Here is a 21,613-nt window from a genome sequence, read left to right on the forward strand (position 1 = left end):
AGGCGGTGTTCGCCACCCTGCTGTTCGGACGCATGCATGCCAGCGCCGGCGTGGACCGCGTGCTCGGCATGTTCCTCAACACCTTGCCGATCCGCTTGGACACTGCGCGCGGCAGCGTGCTGGACGCGCTGCGTCACACCCAGCTCAGCCTGGCCCAGTTGCTGCACCACGAACATGCCCCGCTCGCGCTGGCCCAGCGCTGCAGCCCGCTGGACCCGTCCACACCGCTGCTCAACGCCTTGCTCAACTACCGCTATGCCGGCGGCAGCGCTGTGCTGGAGGAGGACCTGCCACACCACGATCTGCTGCAAGAGGTGCAGCAGTTGGGTGGCCAGGAGCGCACCCACTATCCGCTGGTCGTGTCGGTCAACGACGAACAGGCCAGCGGCGGATTTTCACTGGACCTGCAGTGCGTGCAGCAAATCGGCGCCGAGCGCATCGCGGCGATGCTGCTGCAGACCGTGCACATGCTGGTCCAGGCGCTGGAGCAAGCACCACAGACCGCCTTGCACGCGCTGGATCTGCTGCCGGAAAACGAACGCATGCAGCTGCAGCACTTCAACGCCACCGCCGTCGATCTCGCCGCTAGCGGCTACCTGCACCACCAGATCGAACAGCAGGCGCAACGCACGCCGAAGGCCATCGCCCTGGTCGACGGCGAGGGTGAACTGAGCTACGCCGCGCTCGACGCATGCGCCAACCAGCTCGCCCATCACCTGATCGCGCTGGGCGTGGCGCCCGAACAGTGCGTGGCCGTCTGTCTGCCGCGCGGTATCGACCTGGTCGTCGTCCTGCTGGCGGTTCTCAAGGCGGGCGCCGCGTTTTTGCCGCTGGATCCGGATGCGCCACCCGCCCGCCTGGACGGCATGCTCGCCGACGCGCACCCCGCTGTGTTGCTCGCCCGTCGCGACACCGCCGCGCCGCTGGCCCTACGCGACGATCTGCATAGCCTGTTGTTGGATGCCGACCAGGCTTCCTGGAATGACCGGCCCACGCACGCCCCCATCGTGTCGGCGTTGCATCCGCAGCATCCGGCCTACGTCCTCTACACCTCCGGTTCCACCGGACAGCCGAAGGGCGTGGTCATCCCCCATGCTGGCATCGACAACCGCCTGGCATGGGGACAACGGGCGCTGGACCTGCAACCCACGCAGACCGTGCTGCAGAAAACCCCGATCGGCTTCGACGTGTCGGTCTGGGAACTGTTCTGGCCGTTGCGCGTCGGCGCGCGCCTGGTGCTGGCCCAGCCCGATGGCCACAAGGACCCGGTCTATCTGATCGGACTGATCGAGCAGGCAAGCATCGACACCGTGCACTTCGTCCCGTCGATGCTGCGGGTGTTCCTGGAGGCCTTGCCGGAAGGCGCTTGCGCCAGCCTGCAGCGCATCGTCTGCAGCGGCGAAGCCTTGCCGGCGGACCTGGTCCGCACCGTCCGCGAACGTCTGCCACAGGCCCGCCTGTACAACCTCTACGGCCCGACCGAAGCCTCGGTGGAGGTCAGCGTCTGGGAATGCACCGACGCCGATGTCAGCAGCGTGCCGATCGGCCGACCGATCGCCAACACCCGCCTGCACGTGCTCGATGCGCATCGCCGGCTGGCCCCGATCGGCGTAACCGGCGAACTGCAGATCGCTGGCGTGCAACTGGCGCGCGGCTATCTGGGCCATCCCGACCTGACCGCCGAACGCTTCGTGCCCGACCCGTTCGCCGACCAGCCCGGCCAGCGCATGTACCGCACCGGCGATCTGGCCCGCTGGCGCGCCGACGGCGCGCTGGACTACCTCGGCCGCAATGACGATCAGATCAAGCTGCGCGGCGTGCGTATCGAGCTGGGCGAAATCGAAACCGCCCTGCGCGGCTGCGCCGGCGTGCGCGAGGCGACCGTGCTGCTACGCCAGGACACCGCCGGCGAGCCGCGCCTGGTCGCCTACCTGGTCACCGACCAGCCCGAACACGCCGATCCGCTGGCACTGCGCGACACGCTTGCCGCAGGATTGTCCGAGGTGATGCTGCCGACCGCCTATGTGCGGCTGGATGCACTGCCGCTGAGCACCAACGGCAAGCTCGATCGCCGCGCACTGCCGGCGCCGGACGCAACGGCAATGATCTGCGGTCAGTATCTGCCGCCGGCCAATGCAATCGAGCGCAGCCTGGCCAAGCTGTGGGCCAGCGTGCTGGGGCCGCAGCGCATCGGTCGCGACGATCACTTCTTCGAACTGGGCGGTCACTCGCTGTCGGCCCTGCGCTTGATGACTGCGGCCAATCGCCTCGGCCTGCCACTGACGCTGAATCTGGTGTACGCGCATCCCACCTTGCGCATGCAGGCCGACAGCCTGCTCGGCGGCGCGCATCGCTGGGGCACCCGCGCCCTGGCCGCGCGCCGCCAAGGCACACGGCCACCGTTGTTCGTGGTACCCACCGGCGTCGGCGATATCGCATATGCGTTCGAACTGGCGGCCCATCTCGATGCGGACATCCCGGTCTATGCACTGCCCTGGCCCGATCCGTTACCGGCCACATTGGAGGCACTGGCCGCGCAGATGGTCGAGCTGATCCAGGCGGTGCAGCCGCAGGGCCCCTATCACCTGCTCGGCTACTCCTCCGGCGGACTGCTCGCCTACGCCATCGCCCAGCACTTCGGCCTGCACGACCAGCCCATCGCCTTCCTGGGCCTGCTCGATTGCGACTGCCCCGACCGCGCACCGGATCCTTTGCCATTGGAGGAGGCGACCAAACAGCGTCTGCTCGATCGCGTCGAGACCATGCTGGAACATGGCGCTTATCGCGATGACGCCATCCATGCCGCCTGCCGCGATCTGCTCGCGAAAGCGGAGCAGGCATCGCTGCAGGAACTGGCCGAACATGCGGCCGAGGATGCGGTCCTGAACGCGCTGGCCGCGCAGGAACAGACCAGCCTGGCCGAGGTGATCGCCACGGCCCGCATGACCGCGGCGTTCGCACGCATGTGGCCCACCTATTGGGTGCAGGCGCTTGCGCCGCAGTGCCCACTCACCGTGTTGCATGCCTCCGAGCCGTTGCCCGACGAGGTGACGCTGGGCTGGACACGCGTCTTGCCGGCGGGCCAGGTGCGAACGATTGCGGTGCCCGGCAATCATGTCTCGTTGATCGAAGCAGAACATCTGCCACGCCTTGGCCAGATCGTTTCGACGGCCATGGCCTGGCGCGGTCCCGAAGCCTCCAGACACCGCGACGAACCGGCCTTCGCGCTGCAATCGGCGCATTCGCATGCCCCGGTCGTCGTCTGCGTCCCCGGTGCGGGCGATAGCGTGACCAGCTTCGTCGATCTGAGCAGCGCCCTCGGCGAGGCCTGCAACGTCATCGGCATGCAACCGCGCGGCACCGATGGCTGCCAGCTGCCATTCGGCTCGGTCGAACTGGCCGCGCAGCGCTATCTCGATGCCTTGCCCGCGATCACGGCCGGGGGCTCGCAACTGCATCTGATCGGCCATTCGTTCGGCGGCTGGGTCGTGTACGAGATGGCGCTGCGTCTGCATGCCCTTGGCCGCCCGGCCGCCAGCCTGACCCTGATCGATACCCGGCCCCCGAACCAGGCCCGCGTGCCGCACGACGCCAGCCGCGACACCATCGTGGACTACTTCCTCGATGCCTTGCAGCTGCGCCTGCACACCCCCTTGGAGATCGACCGGCAGACCCTGCACCGACTCGGCCAGGATGCGCTGCTCCAGGCGCTGCACCAACTCATGGTCAAGCACCGCCTGATGCCGCCACGCTCGCGGCCCGATTCGCTGCGCGGCAGTCTGGCCACCTTCGCGCATTGCTGCCGTACCGCCTACATTCCTGCCAGGCCCTACCCCGGCACCTTGCATCTGGTGCTGGTCGCCGATACCCGGCTGGACCCGGAGCAACAGGCCACCGAGCGCCTGCGGCTGCGCCAGGCCTGGGCCGCCCACGCCGCCGACCTGCATCCCTGGCACGGGCCCGGCAACCACATGAGCGTGCTCGCCAAACCGCATAGCCAGATCCTGGCGCAGTGGTGGACCTCCAGCGTGCGCGACAACGCACGTCCATCTGCCCCCCATGCGCCCCTCCCGCCGGGCACGACGGTGATTGCATGACCCCTTTCGACCTCGCCCCGCCGGTCATCGACGCCGTGCAGCCCCTCAGTTCGGCCCAGCAGGACATCTGGCTCGGGCAGCTGCTCGCACCGGACCAGCCCAGCTACACCATCGGCTGCGTAATGACCTTCGATGGCACTGTGCATCGCGCTGTCTGGGAGCAGGCAGTCGCGGCTGTGATCGCTCGCCACGACGCGCTGCGCATGGTGCTGGTCGAAGGCTCGCCCTTGCCGAGCCAACGGGTGCTGGAGCAGCTGCCCTTCGCGCTGCCCTGGCACGATTATTCGGCCGACGCCGATGGCGAGCAGCGCGTGCGCGAGCACATCCAGCAGGCGCTGACACGCTCGTTCGCGCACTATGGCCAACCGTTGTGGGAGATCCAGTGGCTGCAGGCCACCGCCACCCGCGGCTATTGCCTGTATCTGTGCCACCACATCGTCCTCGATGGCGTCTCGCTGGGAATGCTGTCCCAGCAGGTGGTCGATTGCTACAACCAGCGCCTGCGCGGCGAGCCCGACCAACCGCCTGCCCCCTCCTACCTGCAAGCGCTCGACGCCGATCTGGCGTATATCGACTCAAAGCGTTACCAACGCGACCTGGACTACTGGCGCCAGGCACTGCGTGCGCGGCCGGAGCCGCTATATCCCAGCCCGAACGCCGCACTCGGTCGCCAGCCGATCGTGCAACGCAGTTGTACGTTGCAGCCGGACCTCTTCCCGGCCTTGAATGCGCTGGCCGAGCGTCTGGATGGCTCGTTCACCACACTGATCGTCGCCTGTGTGGCCAGCTGCCTGGCGCGCCTGAACAACCACCAGGCGCCGCTTGCCCTCGGCCTGACCGTCCACAATCGCCACAACGCCGCCGAACGCGCCATGTTCGGCATGCTGTCCACGCAACTGCCGCTCTACCTTGCGGTACCGCCGCACGCGGATATCGCCGCAGCCATGCGTGGCGTGGCCAGCGCGCTGCGCCCGGCCATGCGCCATGCACGCCTGCCCCTGCAACATGCGCTGCGCGAGCTGGGCGAGGCCGGACAGCAGGCACCACGGCCTTTCGACATCAGCGTCTCGGTCGAAGACTTCACCGCCTTCTGCGACGTCCAGATCGAGGGCGGCATGCGCACCATGATGCCGCTGCACGGCGACTACGAAGACGCTGCGCTGGGCATCGTGGTCTGGCGCTACAACGCCGCCTGTCCCACCACCATCCTGTTCAACATCGACCCGCAGCGCGTGCCGTTGCCGCTGGCCGAACGCATCCTGGCCGCGTTTCGGCACATGCTGCTGGCCTTGCTGGAAGCGCCGCACGTGCCGCTGAGCCAACTGCCGCTGCTGTCTGCGGACCAATCCGCCCAGCTGCAAGGCTTCAACGCGACCAGGATCGACCTGGGCGACAGCGCCTGTGTGCACCACCGGATCCAGGCGCAGGCGCAACGCACGCCGCAGGCCATCGCCCTGGTCGACGATGCGGTTGAACTGACCTACGCAGATCTCGACGCGCGTGCCAACCAGCTCGCCCATCACCTGATCGCCCTGGGCGTGGGTCCGGACGTGCGTGTCGCGGTCTGCCTGCCGCGCGGCGTCGATCTGGTCGTCGCCTTGCTGGCCGTGCTCAAGGCCGGCGGCGCCTATGTGCCGCTGGACCCGGTCTATCCGCCCGCACGTCTGGACTTCATGCTCCAGGACAGCGCGCCGCGCTGCCTGCTCACCCACACCGCGCTGACCGATCTGCTGCCGGGCAATCAGCTTGTGCGCGTCTGCATGGACGATACCGCCAGTTGGACGATGCACCCCGCGCACACTCCGGCGACGCAGGACGTCAGCCCGCAGCACCTGGCGTATGTCATCTACACCTCCGGCTCCACCGGACACCCCAAGGGCGTGATGATTTCGCATCACGCGCTGAGCCAGTTCCTGGCCGCGCTGCACACCCAGGTACCGCTCTCGCCCGAGGACCGTCTGTTGGCGGTCACCACCGTCTGCTTCGATATCGCCGGCCTGGAACTGTTCGCCCCGTTGGTCCACGGCGCGCGCGTGGTCATCGCCGGCGACCAGGCGATCCAGGATCCGGCCTACTGGTCGCAATTGCTGGACCGGCACGCCATCTCCGTACTGCAGGCCACCCCGGCGTTCTGGCAGATGCTGCTGGACGCCGGCTGGCAGAGCCGTCCGGGCCTGCGCCTGCTCTGCGGCGGGGAAGCCTTGAGCCAGGAACTCGCGCAGCGCCTGCGTGCCGGCGGCGGCCAGTTGTGCAACCTGTACGGACCGACCGAGGCCACCATCTGGGCCAGCCTGCACCCGGTGCTTGGCGACGACACCGGCAGCGTCGTGCCGCTGGGCCGGCCGCTGGCCAATACCCAGCTGTGGGTGCTCGACACCTCTCACCAGTTGGTCCCGCTGGGCGTGGCCGGCGAGCTGTATATCGCCGGTCCGCAACTGGCGCGTGGCTATCTCGCCCGCCCGGACCTGACCGCCGAACGCTTCGTCCCCGATCCGTTCGCCGAGCGGCCGGGCGAGCGCATGTACAAGACCGGCGACCTGGCGCGCTGGCGTGCCGACGGCGTGCTGGAGTATCTCGGCCGCAACGACGCGCAGGTCAAGATCCGCGGCTTCCGCATCGAACTGGGCGAGATCGAAGCGGCCTTGCGCGCCTGCGATGGCGTGCGCCAGGCGGCGGTGGTCATGCGCGAGGATAGCCCCGGCGACAAGCGCCTGGCCGCCTACGTGGTCGGCGACACCGATGCCGCCTTTCATGCCGACGCATTGCGCACCCAGCTCGGCGCCCGTCTACCCGACTACATGCTGCCGTCGGCCTATGTGCCGCTCGCTGCGCTGCCGCTCACCGCCAATGGCAAACTCGATCGCCGCGCCCTGCCCGTACCGGACGTGCAAGCGTTCGACGCGCAGGCCTACCAACAGCCGGAAGGCGAACGCGAAATCCTGCTGGCTGCGTTGTGGAGCGAACTGCTCGGTATCGAGCGGGTCGGCCGCCACGACAGCTTCTTCGCGCTGGGCGGCCATTCGCTGCTCGGCGTGCAACTGGTCTCGCGCCTCCGCAGCGTGCTGGGCCTGGAACTGCCCCTGGCTGCGCTGTTCGCCCACCCGCGCCTGGCCGATTTGGCTCAGGCGCTGGACAGCGCCGCGACCAGCGCCCTGCCGGCCATCGTGCCGGTGCCGCGCACAGGCAAGCTGCCGCTGTCCTTCGCCCAGCAGCGGCTGTGGTTCCTGGCCCAGTTCGACAGCCGTGCCGCCCTGGCGTACCTGATGCCCGGCGGGGTCGATCTGCACGGCGAACTGCACCTGACCGCACTACGCCAGGCGCTGGATCGCATCGTCGCGCGCCATGAAGCACTGCGCACCACCTTCGTTGCCGGCGACGACGGCGCCACGCAGGTCATCGCACCGCCCGAGATCGGCTTTGCGCTGGACTGCATCGATCTGCGCCAGGCCGCCGATCCTGAGGCAGAGGCCCGCCACCATGCAGAACGCGAGGCCGGCACCGCCTTCGATCTGGCACATGGCCCGCTGATCCGCGGCCGCCTGCTGCGCCTGGCCGAGCACAAACACCGCCTGCTGGTCACCCTGCACCATCTGGTCGCCGACGGCTGGTCGATCGGCGTGCTGCTGCAGGAACTCGGCGCGCTCTACACCGCCTTCGTGCAGGGCCAACCCGATCCGCTGCCGCCGCTGCCGCTCCACTACCCCGACTACGCCCTGTGGCAACGCCGCTGGCTCGATGGCCCGCTGCTGCAACGCCAGTTGGCCTTCTGGTGCGAGCATCTGCGGGGGGTGCCCGCGCTGCTGGAACTGCCCAGCGACCGCCCGCGTCCAGCCGAACAGGACTACGTCGGCGACGCGCTGCCGGTGCGCTTGGATGCAGAACTGACCCAGGCGCTGATCGCCCTGAGCCAGCGCCACGGCACCACGCTGTTCATGGCCGTGCTCGCCGCCTGGGGCGTGCTGCTGGCGCGTCTGGCCGGCCAGGATCACGTGGTGATCGGCACTCCGATCGCCCACCGCACCCGCGCCGAGACCGAGGCGCTGATCGGCCTGTTCGTCAACACCCAGGCCCTGCATATCGACCTGCGTGGCCATCTCTCGGTCGCTGCATTGCTGGCCCAGGTCCGCGCCACCGCGCTGGCCGCACAGGAGCATCAGGATCTGCCCTTCGAGCAGCTCATCGAAGCACTGCACCCCGTGCGCAGCCTGGCTCATTCCCCCGTGTTCCAAGTCATGTTCACCTGGCAGAACACGCCCCGGATGGATCTCGCGCTGGCCGGGCTGGACAGCCAGGTCACGCTCGGGCCGGCCCACGATGCCAAGTACGATCTGGACCTGGATCTGCGCCTGGAAGACGGGTGCATCGTCGGCAGCCTGCGCTTCGCCGCCGCGCTGTTCGACCCGGCCACCATCCAACGTCAGTTCGACAGCCTGGCCGTGCTGCTGGCGGACATGGCCCGCGACGACCAGGCACGCGTGGCCGGGCTGGCATTGCTGCCGCACGCCCAGCGCCAGCAGTTGCAGACGTTCAATCCCGGCGACACCGCCGCGACCGACCACCGCTGCCTGCAGCACTGGTTCGCCCAGCAAGCGGCGGCGACACCGGACGCCATCGCCCTGGTCTGCGGCGATACCGAACTCAGTTACCGCCAGCTCGACCGGCAAGCCAACCAGCTGGCGCACCGGCTGATCGCGCAGGGCGCGCGCCCCGACAGCTGCGTGGCGCTGTGCCTGCCACGCGGCATCGCGCAGCTGGTCGCCGTGCTGGCCGTGCTCAAGGCCGGCGCCGCGTATCTGCCGCTGGAGTCCAGCCAACCGGTCGAGCACCTGGCCGTGGTGCTGGCCGATGCTCGCCCGTCCCTGCTGATCGTCCACGACGCCGACAGCGCTGGCTGGGCAGTGGATCCGGCGATACCGGTGCTGGCCATCGCCGCCGAGCAGGCCGCCGCCGCGGCCTGGCCGGACCACCCGCCGGTCCTGCCGCCGCTGCATCCGCAACAGCTGGCCTATGTGATCTACACCTCCGGCTCCAGCGGCCGGCCCAAGGGCGTGATGGTCTCGCACCAGGGACTGGTCACGCGCCTGCAGGCCTTGATCGCCACCTATGGGCTGGGCCCGCAGGACCGCGTGCTGCAATTCGCCACGCTGGCCTTCGACGCCTCGGTCGAGGAACTCTTCGGCGCCCTGTGCAGCGGCGCCAGCCTGGTGCTGCGCGACGACACCTGGCTCGACACCGAGCAGTTCTGGCCGAAGTGTGCGCAGGCCGGCATCAGCGTCGTCGATCTGCCGACACGCTTCTGGGCGCAGCTGTGCGCGCAGTCGCTGCAGATCCCCGACGGCGTGCGCCAGGTCATCATCGGCGGTGAAGCGCTGACGCCGGCCATGCGGCAACGCTGGCTGCAGGGCGCACGCACACCGCTGCTGGATACCTACGGCCCGACCGAAGCCATCGTGGTGGCAACCACCCAATCCGTCGCTGCCGACACGTCGAGCGGCATCGGCCGTCCGCTCGCAGGCACCCAGGCGCATGTGTTGGATCGCCACGCTCAGCCGCTGCCGATCGGCGCGCGCGGCGAACTGCATCTGGCCGGCGCAGCGCTGGCACGCGGCTACCTGGGCCGCCCCGACCTGACCGCCGAACGCTTCGTCCCGGACCCGTTCGCCGACCAGCCCGGCCAGCGCATGTACAAGACCGGCGATCTGGCCTGCTGGCGCGCCGACGGCAGCTTGGACTTCCTCGGCCGCAGCGACCGTCAACTCAAACTGCGCGGCTTCCGCATCGAACCGGGCGAGATCGAAGCGGCGTTGCTGGCCTGCGGAGGCATCGACGATGCGCTGGTGCTGGCGCGCGAGGATCAGCCGGGCGAACCGCGCCTGGTGGCCTACGTCGTGGCCGAACGGATCGACACCGAGGCAGTGCGCGACCACCTGCGTGCGCGCCTGCCGGACTACATGCTGCCGGCTGCCTACGTGCGCCTGGATGCCCTGCCGCTGACACCCAGCGGCAAGCTGGACCACCGTGCATTGCCGGCACCGCAAGGCGAAGACCTCGGACAGCGGCCGTACGAGGCACCCGATGGTCCGCTCGAGCAAACGCTGGCCGCGCTGTGGTGCGAGTTGCTCGGCATTGAACGCGTCGGCCGCCACGACAGTTTCTTCGCCCTGGGCGGGCATTCGTTGCTGGCCGTGCGCCTGGTCTCGCGCATCCGCAGCACGCTGGGGCTGGAAATGACCCTGGCCGCGCTGTTCGCCAAGTCACGCCTGGCCGAGATGGCCCAGGCCCTGGCCAGCGCCGCCGCCAGCACCCTGCCGGCTATCGTGGCGCTGCCGCGTCCCGCAGCGCTACCGCTGTCCTTTGCCCAGCAACGGCTGTGGTTCCTGGCCCAGCTCGACGCCCGCGCCGATCTGGCCTATCTGCTGGCCGGCGGGGTGGACCTGCACGGCGAACTGGATCTGCCCGCGCTGCAACGGGCGCTGGATCGCATCGTCGCCCGTCACGAAGCGCTACGCACCAGCTTCGCCTCCAGCGACGACGGCGCTACGCAGCTCATCGCACTGCCGGACATCGGCTTTGCGCTGCACTGCATCGATCTGCGTCAGTCAGCAGATCCGTACGCCGATGCCCAACGCCATGCCGAACAGGAGGCCAGCACCGCCTTCGATCTGGAACACGGCCCGCTGATCCGTGGTCGCCTGTTGCGCCTCGGCGAGCACGCACATCGCCTGCTCGTGACCATGCACCACATCGTCACCGATGGCTGGTCGATCGGCCTGTTGCTGCGGGAGCTCGGCGCCCTTTACGCCGCCTTCGTGCAGAACCAGTCCGACCCGCTGCCGCCGCTGCCGATTCAATACGCCGACTACGCGCTGTGGCAGCGTCGCTGGCTCGAAGGCCCGCTGCTGCAGCGTCAGCTCAGCTTCTGGCGCGCGCATCTGCACGGCGCCCCGGCGCTGCTGGAACTGCCCACTGACCGCCCGCGTCCTGCGCTGCAGGATTACCGCGGCGACAGCGTCCAGATCGCCCTCGATGCGGAACTCACCAGCGCCTTGCGCGCCTTGAGCCAGCGTCACGGCAGCACCGTCTTTATGACCGTGCTGGCGGCCTGGTCGGTGCTGCTGTCACGCCTGTCTGGCCAGGATGAAGTCGTGATCGGCGCGCCGGTGGCCAACCGTACCCGCAGCGAACTGGAAACGCTGATCGGCTTCTTCGTCAACACCCAGGCACTGCGCATCGACCTGCGCGCCGCCCCCTCGGTCGCCGAGCTGCTGGCGCAGGTGCGCCGCACCGCCCTGGCCGCGCAGGACCATCAGGACCTGCCGTTCGAGCAGGTCATCGAAGCGCTCAATCCGGCGCGCAGTCTCAGCCATCACCCCGTCTTCCAGGCCGTGCTGGACTGGCAAGACGCCGCCGAGACCGCGCTGGATCTGCCCGGCGTGCGTATTCGCTCGCTGGAGCAAGGCAGCTCCACTGCCAAGTTCGATCTGCAATTGACCTTGCAAGCGCAGGACGACCGCATCGTCGGTCAGCTCACTTACGCCACCGCGCTGTTCGACCACAGCACCATCGAACGCCACCTGGCCCAGTTCGTCACGTTGCTGCACGGCATGGTCGCCGACGACAGCGCACGCGTTGATCGGCTGCCGCTGCTGAGCGCGCCCGAGCGCCAGCAATGGCTGCAGACGCTGGCACAGACGCAGCGCGTGTTCGCCGACGATGCCTGTCTGCACAGCCTGTTTGAACGGCAGGTCGCGCAGGCGCCGCAGGCCATCGCCGTCGTGCACGACGACTTCGCGCTCAGCTATGCCGAGCTCGACGCCCGTGCCAACCAGCTCGCCCATCACCTGATCGTCCAAGGCATCGGTCCGGAAGATCGTGTGGCGTTGTACCTGGAGCGCGGCATCGACCTGGTCGTAGCCATCCTGGCCGTGCTCAAGGCTGGTGCCGCCTACCTGCCGATGGACCCCGCCTACCCCGCGCAGCGGCTGGCCTTCATGCTCGACGACGCGCAGCCGCGCCTGCTGCTTGCGCATCGTTCGTTGGCGGCCAACCTGCCTGGCGATTCCTGCATTGCCACCGTGTTGCTCGACGCCGATGCCGAAAGCTGGGCACAACAGCCGACACGCGCGCCGCAGCGCAGCGACGTGCTGGCCCAGCATCCGGCTTACGTCATCTACACCTCCGGCTCCACCGGCACCCCCAAGGGCGTGGTCGTGGCCCATGCCCAGGTCGTGCGCCTGCTGCACGCCACCCGCGCCTGCGTCGCACCCACTGCCGAGGATGTCTGGACCCTGTTCCACTCCTGCGCCTTCGATTTCTCGGTGTGGGAACTCTGGGGCGCGCTGGCCCACGGCGGCCGCCTGGTGGTGGTGCCGCAGCACACCGCACGCGATCCCGCCGCGTTCCATGCCCTGCTCTGCCAGCAGCGCGTCAGCGTGCTCAATCAGACCCCAAGTGCCTTCCAGGCGCTGCTCGATGCGCAACGTGAGAGCCCCCTTCAGCACAGCCTGCGCCTGGTGATCTTCGGCGGCGAAGCGCTGCAACCGGCGATCCTGGCGCCTTGGTTTGCCCAGCACGGCCAGCGCACTGCCCTGCTCAACATGTATGGCATCACCGAGACCACGGTGCATGTCACCGCCCATGCGCTGACTGCGCAGGATGCGCAACGCCCAGGTCGCAGCCCGATCGGCGTGCCGCTGGCCGATCTGCGCGCCTATGTGCTGGCAAGCGATGGCCAGTGCCTGCCGGTTGGCGTGGCTGGCGAACTGCACGTGGCCGGCGCCGGGCTGGCACGTGGCTATCTCGGCCGTCCCGGCCTGACCGCCGAACGCTTCGTGCCCGATCCGTTCGCCGAACAAGCCGGCGAGCGCATGTACCGCACCGGCGACCTGGCGCGTTGGCATGCCGACGGCAGCCTCGAGTATCTCGGCCGTAACGACGAGCAGGTCAAGCTGCGCGGCTTCCGCATTGAACTGGGCGAAATCCAGGCCGCCTTGCGTAGCTGCGACGGCGTGCGCCAGGCCGTGGTCGTCGTGCGCGAAGACAACACCGGCGACAAGCGCCTGGTCGCCTACCTGGTCGGCGACACCGATATCACGCTCAACGCCGACGCGTTGCGCACCCAGCTCGGCGCGCGTCTGCCCGACTACATGTTGCCGGCCGCGTATATGCAGCTCGATGCGCTGCCGCTGACCGCCAACGGCAAGCTCGATCGCCGTGCCCTGCCCGCACCCGATGCCGACGCGCTTGCCGTGCAGGCCTACGTCGCCCCGGAGGGCGAGTTGGAAACGCAATTGGCTACGCTGTGGAGCGAGCTGCTCGGGGTCGAACGAATCGGCCGCCACGACAGTTTCTTCGCCTTGGGCGGTCACTCGTTGCTGGCGGTGCGGCTGTGCTCGCGGATTCGCAAGCAACTCGGCGTGGAGGTCGTCCTGGCCGACCTGTTCGCGCAGCCGCAGCTAGCCGCACTGGCTGCGCGCGTGGCGCGCGCACAACCCAGCGCGCTGCCGCCGATCGTGCCGGTCCCGCGTACCCAGCCACTGCCCTTGTCCTTCGCCCAGCAACGCCTGTGGTTCCTGAGCCAGCTCGACCCCGCTGCCGGTCTGGCCTACCTCATCGATGTGGGCCTGCGCCTGCACGGCAGGTTGCGGCCGGATGCGCTGCAACGGGCGCTGGACCGCATCGTCGCCCGCCACGAGGCGCTGCGCACGCGTTTCAGCAGCGGCGATGGCACGCCGGTGCAACACATTCTGCCCGCCTGCGACGTAGTGCTGGACTACCACGATCTATCGCAACAGCCCGATCCCGACGCTGCGTTGCGCGAACATGCGCAGCTGGAAGCATCGCGGGCCTTCGATCTGGCAGGCGAATCGCTGATCCGCGGCCGGCTGCTGCGCCTGGCCGAACACGAACACGTCTTGTTGCTGACCCTGCACCATCTCGTCGCCGACGGTTGGTCCATGCGCATCCTGGTCGAAGAATTGGGCGCCCTGTACACCGCGTTCGCCCAAGGCCGTCCCGACCCGTTGGCGCCGCTCGCGCTCCACTACGCCGATGTCGCTGCCTGGCAACGGCAATGGATCGACACCGACACCCTGCAGCGACAACGCGCCTTCTGGCAGGCGCACCTGGAGGGCGCGCCGACACAACTGGCCTTGCCAACCGATCGACAACGGCCGGCCATCCATGACTACCGTGGCGCATCGATCCCTGTCGTGATCGACGCGGACCTGACCGCTGCGCTGAAGACACTGAGCGCACGTCACCGCACCACCTTGTTTATGACGGTATTGGCCGCGTGGGGCATCGTGCTGGCGCGCCTGTCCAATCAGGATCAGGTCGTCATCGGTAGCCCGATCGCCAACCGCAGCCGCAGCGAGTTGGAGCCGCTGATCGGCCTGTTCGTCAACACCCAGGCGCTGCGCATCGACCTGTGCGGCAACCCCTCGGTCGCCGAGTTGCTGGCGCAGGTACGCAGCACCGCCCTGGCGGCCCAGGACCATCAGGACCTGCCGTTCGAACACGTCATCGAAGCCCTCAACCCGCAGCGCAGCCTGGCGTATCACCCCGTGTTCCAGGCGATGCTGGCCTGGCAGGAGCAACTGGATGCAGCGCTGGATCTGCCGGAGCTGCAGGTTCGCTCGCTGGAGCTAGGCGACGCCAGCGCAAAATTCGATCTGCAACTGACGCTGCAAACACAGGACGCGCGCATCGTCGGTCAGCTCACGTATGCCACTGCTTTGTTCGAGCGCAGCACCATCGAACGCCAGCTGGCCCAGTTCGTGACGCTGCTGCACGGCATGGTCGCCGAACAGAGCATCCGTGTCGGCGCACTGCCGCTATTGCCGGCTAGCGAACGCGCGCAGCTGCAAACGTTCAACACCACCGATGCCGAGCTGGATGGCAGCGGCTATCTGCATCGCGCCATCGAAGCGCAGGCCCGGCGCACGCCGCAGGCCATTGCCTTGGTCGAAGAAAACATCGCGCTCAGTTACGCCGAGCTGGATATGCGCGCCAACCAGCTTGCGCATCACTTGATCGATCTGGGTGTGACACCCGAGGACCGTGTGGCGGTGTGTCTGCCGCGTGGGATCGATCTGGTCGTGGCCCTGCTCGCTGTGCTCAAGGCCGGCGCTGCATACCTGCCGCTGGATAGCGATGTGCCAGCGGCGCGCCTGGACGGCATGCTCGCCGATGCACGTCCCGGGTTGCTGATTGCCCATCGCGAGACCGCCGCAGTGCTGGCCAAACGCGATGATCTGCACACCGTGCTGTTGGACGCCGAACCGGTTGCGTGGACCTCAGCTCCCACCCATGCTCCAAAGGTCACGGCGTTGCACCCGCAGCACCCGGCTTACGTCATCTATACCTCCGGCTCCACCGGCACGCCCAAGGGCGTAATCAATACCCATGCTGGCATCGACAACCGCCTGCAGTGGATGCAGCAGGCATTGCAACTGCTGCCCGAGCAGACCGTGTTGCAGAAAACCCCGGTCGGCTTCGACGTCTCGGTGTGGGAACTGTTCTGGCCGCTGCGCGTGGGCGCACGTCTGGTCCTGGCTCAGCCTGGTGGCCACAAAGACCCGACCTATCTGATCAACCTGATCGAGCAGGCCGGGATCGACACCGTGCACTTTGTACCCTCGATGCTGCGGGTGTTTATGGACGCCTTGCCGCACGGAGCGTGCCTCACTCTGAAACGCATCATCTGCAGCGGCGAAGCCTTGCCTGCGGATCTGGCCCTGGCAGTCCGCGAGCGCCTGCCACAGGTCCGCCTGTACAACCTCTACGGCCCAACCGAAGCGGCGGTGGATGTCAGCATCTGGGAATGCACCGATGCTGATCGCAGCAGCGTGCCCATCGGCCGACCCATCGCCAATACCCGCCTGCACGTGCTCGATGCCCATCGCACACTGGCCCCCATCGGCGTGGCCGGCGAACTGCAGATTGCCGGCGTGCAGCTGGCACGCGGCTATCTGGGCCGACCCGACCTGACCGCCGAACGCTTCGTCCCCGATCCGTTCGCAGAACAGCCCGGCCAGCGCATGTATCGCACGGGCGACCTTGCATGCTGGCGCGCGAACGGCGCGCTGGACTATCTCGGCCGTAACGACGAGCAGGTCAAGCTGCGCGGCTTCCGCATCGAACTAGGCGAAATCCAGGCCGCCTTGCGCGGCTGCGACGGCGTGCGCCAGGCCGCGGTCGTCGTGCGCGAAGACAACACCGGCGACAAGCGCCTGGTCGCCTACCTGGTCGGCGACACCGATATCACGCTCAACGCCGACACGTTACGCACCCAGCTCGGCGCCCGTCTGCCGGACTACATGTTGCCGGCCGCCTATGTGCAGCTCGATGCGCTGCCGCTGACCGCCAACGGCAAGCTCGATCGCCGTGCCCTGCCGGCACCCGATGCCGACGCGCTTGCCGTGCAGGCCTACGTTGCACCGGAAGGCGAGCTGGAACTGCTGCTGGCCGCGCTGTGGAGCGAACTGCTCGGCGTCGAAAAAGTCGGCCGTCACGACAGCTTCTTCGCACTTGGCGGTCACTCGCTGCTCGGCGTGCAACTGATCTCGCGCATCCGCAGCACGCTGGGACTGGAACTGCCGTTGGCCGCACTGTTCGCCCAACCGCGCCTGGCCGATCTGGCCCAGGCACTGGCACACGCCGCGACCAGCACGCTGCCGGCGATCGTGCCGGCAGACCGCAGCGCATCACTGCCGCTGTCCTTCGCCCAACACCGCCTGTGGTTCCTGGCCCAGCTCGACGCCCAGGCCGACCTGGCCTACCTGATGCCCAACGGCCTGCGCCTGCACGGCCCGCTCGATCGCCAGGCACTGCGCCAGGCGCTGGATCGTATCGTCGCCCGTCACGAGACCTTGCGCACCCGTATCGCCCTGCACAACGACGAACCAGTGCAGATCATCGATGCCGACAGCGCCGGCTTCCGGCTGTCCGAATACGACTTCAGCGCTCATCCCGACCCAGAAGCACAGGCCCAACGCCACGCCCAAGAAGAAACGCTGACTGCCTTCGATCCGGCCAACGACACCTTGGCACGCGGCAGCTTGCTGCGTCTGGCCGACGACGACCATCTGCTGTTGATCACCCTGCATCACCTGATCGCCGATGGCTGGTCCATGGGGTTGCTGGTGCGCGAACTCAGCACCCTCTACACCGCCTTCGCGCAAGGCCTGCCCGATCCCTTGCCGCCGCTGCAACTGCAGTACGCCGATATCGCCGTGTGGCAGCGCCGCTGGATCAGCGGCGAGGTGTTGCAACGCCAGCGCGACTTCTGGATCGAGCACTTGCACGACGCCCCGGCACTGCTGGAACTGCCGACCGATCACCCCCGTCCGGCACTGCCGGACCACTGCGGCGATACGCTGGAATTTGCCGTGGATGCGGAACTGAGCGCGGCTTTGAAAACCTTGAGCCAGCGCCATGGAACCACAGTGTTCATGAGCCTGCTCGCCGCCTGGGGCGTGCTGCTGGCGCGCCTGTCCGGCCAGGACCAGGTCGTCGTCGGCACGCCGATGGCCAACCGTCACCGCAGCGAATTCGAACCGCTGATCGGTCTGTTCGCCAACACCCTGGCGCTGCGCATCGACCTGCGCGCCAATCCATCGGTCGCCGAACTGCTGGCCCAGGTCCGCGCCACTGCCCTGAACGCGCAAGCGCACCAGGATCTGCCCTTCGAACAGGTCATCGAAGCGCTCAACCCGGCGCGTAGCCTGTCCCACCATCCGGTGTTCCAGGTCATGTTCGCCTGGCAGAACACGCCCGGCACAGACATCGCCCTGCCTGGACTGGCGCTGCAGCCGGTGCAGCAGACGCTGGCAGTGCGCAAGTTCGATCTGGAACTGACGCTCGAAGAGCGGCACACAGGCATCTTCGGCGCCATCGGCTATGCCAGCGCATTGTTCGAACGTAGCACCGTGCAGCGCTTCCTCGCCTGCTTCCTCCAACTGCTTCGGGCCATGAGCACGCAAGACAGCGTCCGTGTGGCCCAGTTGCCCTGGTTGCCCGCAGAACAACGCGACCAGCTGCTACATGTCTTCAACGCCAACGAGACCATCCAGCCCGCGCCCGCGACCCTGACCCAGGCACTGTACGCACAGGTCCAGCGCACCCCGCAGGCACCCGCACTGATCGACGGCGACCTGGTCGTGAGCTACGCCGAACTGCAGGCGCGAGCCATCGTTCTGGCCCAACGACTGATCGCCTCGGGCGTCACGCCCGGTGCCTGCGTGGCGCTGCTGCTGCCGCGCTCGGCGCTGTTGGTCGTGGCCGAACTGGCGGTGCTGATGTGCGGCGCCGCCTATGTCGCCCTGGACCCGGCGCAGCCGCAAGCGCGCCTGCGCGCACTGCTGCACGACTGCGCCGCCGCCGCGCTGCTGTGCAACGCCGACAGCTCGCTCGATGCACTGTCCATGCCACGTCTGGAACTGGACTGGGCCGGGCTCGCTGACGAGGCCGACGCACGGCCCGTCAACGTCACGCCCAGCAGCATTGCCTATGTCGTCTACACCTCCGGCTCCACCGGCACCCCGAAAGGCGTGGCCGTCTCGCATGCGGCCGTGCTGGCCTTCGCGCTCAGCCAGCAGCATGCGCCGTTGCAGCCGCAGGACCGCGTCGCCTTCCTCGCCAATCCTGCCTTCGATGCCAGCACGTTCGAAGTGTGGGCCACGCTGCTGCACGGCGCGGCCATCGTCATCGTCGATCAGCAGACCCTGCTCGATCCGAGCGCACTGGCGCAGTCCCTGAGCGCCAGCGAGGTCAGCATCCTGCATCTGACCGCCGGGCTGTTGCCCGGCTACTGGCAGGCCATGCGCACAGTCCTGCCGACGCTGCGTTGCCTGCTCACCGGCGGCGACAGCGTCGATGCCGGCACCGTCGCCGCGATCCTCGCCCAGGCCGCACCGCAACGGCTGCTGCATTGTTATGGCCCGACCGAGACCACCACCTTCAGCGTGGTCCACCCGGTCGCGACAGTGGCCGCGGACGCGGCGCGGATTCCGCTCGGCCGGCCATTGCCGGGCAGCCGTGCCTATGTGCTCGACCACCACGGTCAGCCGGTTCCGATCGGCGTGGCCGGCGAACTGCATCTCGCCGGCGCGCAGCTCGCGCAGGGCTATCTGCACCGCCCCGACGTGACCGCCGAACGCTTCGTCCCCGATCCGTTCGCCGCACAAGCCGGCGAGCGCATGTACCGCACCGGCGACCTGGCGCGCTGGCGCGATGACGGGTTGCTGGAGTTCCTCGGACGCAACGACGATCAAGTCAAGATCCGCGGCTTCCGCATCGAACCGGGCGAGATCGAAGCGGCCTTGCGCGGCTGCGCTGGCGTGCAGGAAACCGTTGTCGTCGCGCACGGCGACGCCGCAGAAAAACGCCTAGTCGCCTATCTCGTCGGCGACGGGTCAGCGTTGGAACCAGCCAAACTGCGTGCCGACCTCGCAGCGCGTCTGCCCGAGCACATGCTGCCGGCCGCCTATGTGCAGCTGGACGCGCTGCCGCTGACGCGCAACGGCAAGCTCGATCGCGCCGCGCTGCCGGCGCCCGACGCTCAGGCACTCGACCTGCATGCCTATGTCGCCCCGCAGGGCGATCTCGAACAGGTGCTGGCCACGCTATGGAGCGAGCTGCTCGGCGTCGAACAGGTCGGCCGCAACGACGATTTCTTCGCACTCGGCGGTCACTCGCTGCTGGCGATCAAACTGATCGAACGCCTGCGCCGGCTTGGCTGGCAGTTGGACGTACGCAGTCTGTTCAGCACACCGACCCTGTCGCGCTTGGCGGCAACGTTGGCGGCGGCGTCCGACGTGATCGTCCCGCCCAACCCGATTGGTCCCGACTGCACGCGCATCACCCCCGAGTTGCTGCCGCTGGTCGCGCTGACCCAGCCGGAGATCGATACGGTCATGGCCAGCGTCGACGGCGGCGCGGCCAACGTGCAGGACATCTATCCGCTGGCGCCGTTGCAGGAAGGCCTGCTGTTCCACCACCTGGCCGATCCGCTCGCCGATCCTTATCTGCATTCGTTCCTGCTCAGCTTTCCGTGCCGCGACCAACTTGATGCGTTCCTCGACGCGCTCGATCAGGTCATCGCCCGCCACGACATCCTGCGCACCGGATTCGTCTGGCAAGGCCTGCCTGCACCGCTGCAGGTGGTCTGGCGCCAGGCCACGCTGGCGCGTCGCCTGCATGTCTTCGACGGACCCGAGCCTGCGGCTCAGTTGCAGGCTTGGATGCATGCGCCGGCCGCCGCGCTCAGCCTGCAGCAAGCACCGCTGATCCGTGCCCATCTGGCCCACGACCCGAACGCCGGACGCTGGTTGCTCGGCCTGCAACAGCATCATCTGGTGATGGACCACACCAGCCTGGAACTGGTCATCGAGGAGGTGCGCGCCTACCTGGGCGGGCAGCTGCGGCATCTGCCGGTGCCACTGCCGTTCCGCGATTTCATCGCCAACGCGCGCACTGGAATGTCCGAGCAGGACCACCAGGCCTTCTTCACCACGATGCTTGCCGACATCGATGCGCCCACCGCCCCGTTCGGCGTGCTCGCACCGGTACACGACCCGGAGACCCTGCAGCAGATTCACCGGCCGTTGCCCGCAGCGCTGGCCCAGGCGCTGCGCACCCAGGCACGCCGCTGGGGCGTCAATGTCGCCAGCCTGTTCCACCTGGCCTACGCGGTGCTGCTGGCCCGTACCAGCGGGAGCGACGAGGCGGTGTTCGCCACCATGCTGTCCGGGCGCATGCACGCCAGCGCCGGCGTGGACCGCGTGCTGGGGATGTTCCTCAACACCTTGCCGATCCGCCTGGGTGGCGCACACCACACCGTCCTGGATGCCGTACGCCATACCCAGGTCTGCCTGGCCCGGCTGCTGCAGCACGAACGTGCCCCGCTCGCGCTGGCACAGCGCTGCAGCAACGTGGACCCGGCGCTGCCGCTGCTGTCTGCCCTGCTCAACTACCGCTTTGCCGGCGGCAGCAATGTGCTGGCGCCTGACGCTCTTCCGAAGCACGATCCCTTGCGCGAGGTGCAGGAAATCGGTGGCCAGGAGCGCACCCACTATCCGCTGGCAGTGTCGGTCAACGACCACGTCGAAGAGGGCGGCTTCTCCCTGGACGTGCAGTGCGTGGCCCGGAGCGGCGCCGAGCGCATCACGGCGATGATGCTGCAGATCGTGCACGCCCTGGTCCAGGCGCTGGAGCAGGCGCCGGATGCCCCGCTGCACGCACTGGAACTGCTGCCCGCAGACCAACGCACGCAATTGCTGCAGCAGTTCAATCGCAGCAGCGCGCCATGGCCCGAGGCGCCCCTGCTGCAGCCGCTGTTCGACGCGCAATGCCAGCGCAATCCCAACGCACCGGCCTTGTCCGATGCGCAGTTGCAGCTCACCTACGCCCAGCTCGATGTGCGCGCCAACCGCCTGGCCCATCGCCTGATCGCCGCCGGCGTGCGTCCGGATACCCGCGTGGCGCTGTACCTGCCACGCGGCGCCGAGCGCCTG

2 protein-coding genes (1 of these 2 cut by a window edge) are annotated in these 21,613 nt (G+C 68.3%); both read left to right on the top strand.

Annotated elements, in window-relative coordinates; genetic code table 11:
- On the top strand, window positions 1–4,097 hold a 4,097-nt coding region (locus tag GGR62_RS16040; protein ID WP_184408851.1), incomplete at its 5' end, for a non-ribosomal peptide synthetase.
- Window positions 4,094–21,613, top strand: partial view of a non-ribosomal peptide synthase/polyketide synthase gene (locus GGR62_RS16045; protein WP_184408852.1) — the beginning only. It continues 20,811 nt past the right edge of the window; only the first 17,520 of its 38,331 coding nucleotides appear in the window; its start codon is at window positions 4,094–4,096; its stop codon lies beyond the right edge, outside the window. The genes GGR62_RS16040 and GGR62_RS16045, both read left to right, overlap by 4 nt.

Source organism: Xanthomonas sp. 3075 (genome assembly GCF_014197275.1).
Classification (GTDB): Bacteria; Pseudomonadota; Gammaproteobacteria; order Xanthomonadales; family Xanthomonadaceae; genus Xanthomonas; species Xanthomonas campestris_B.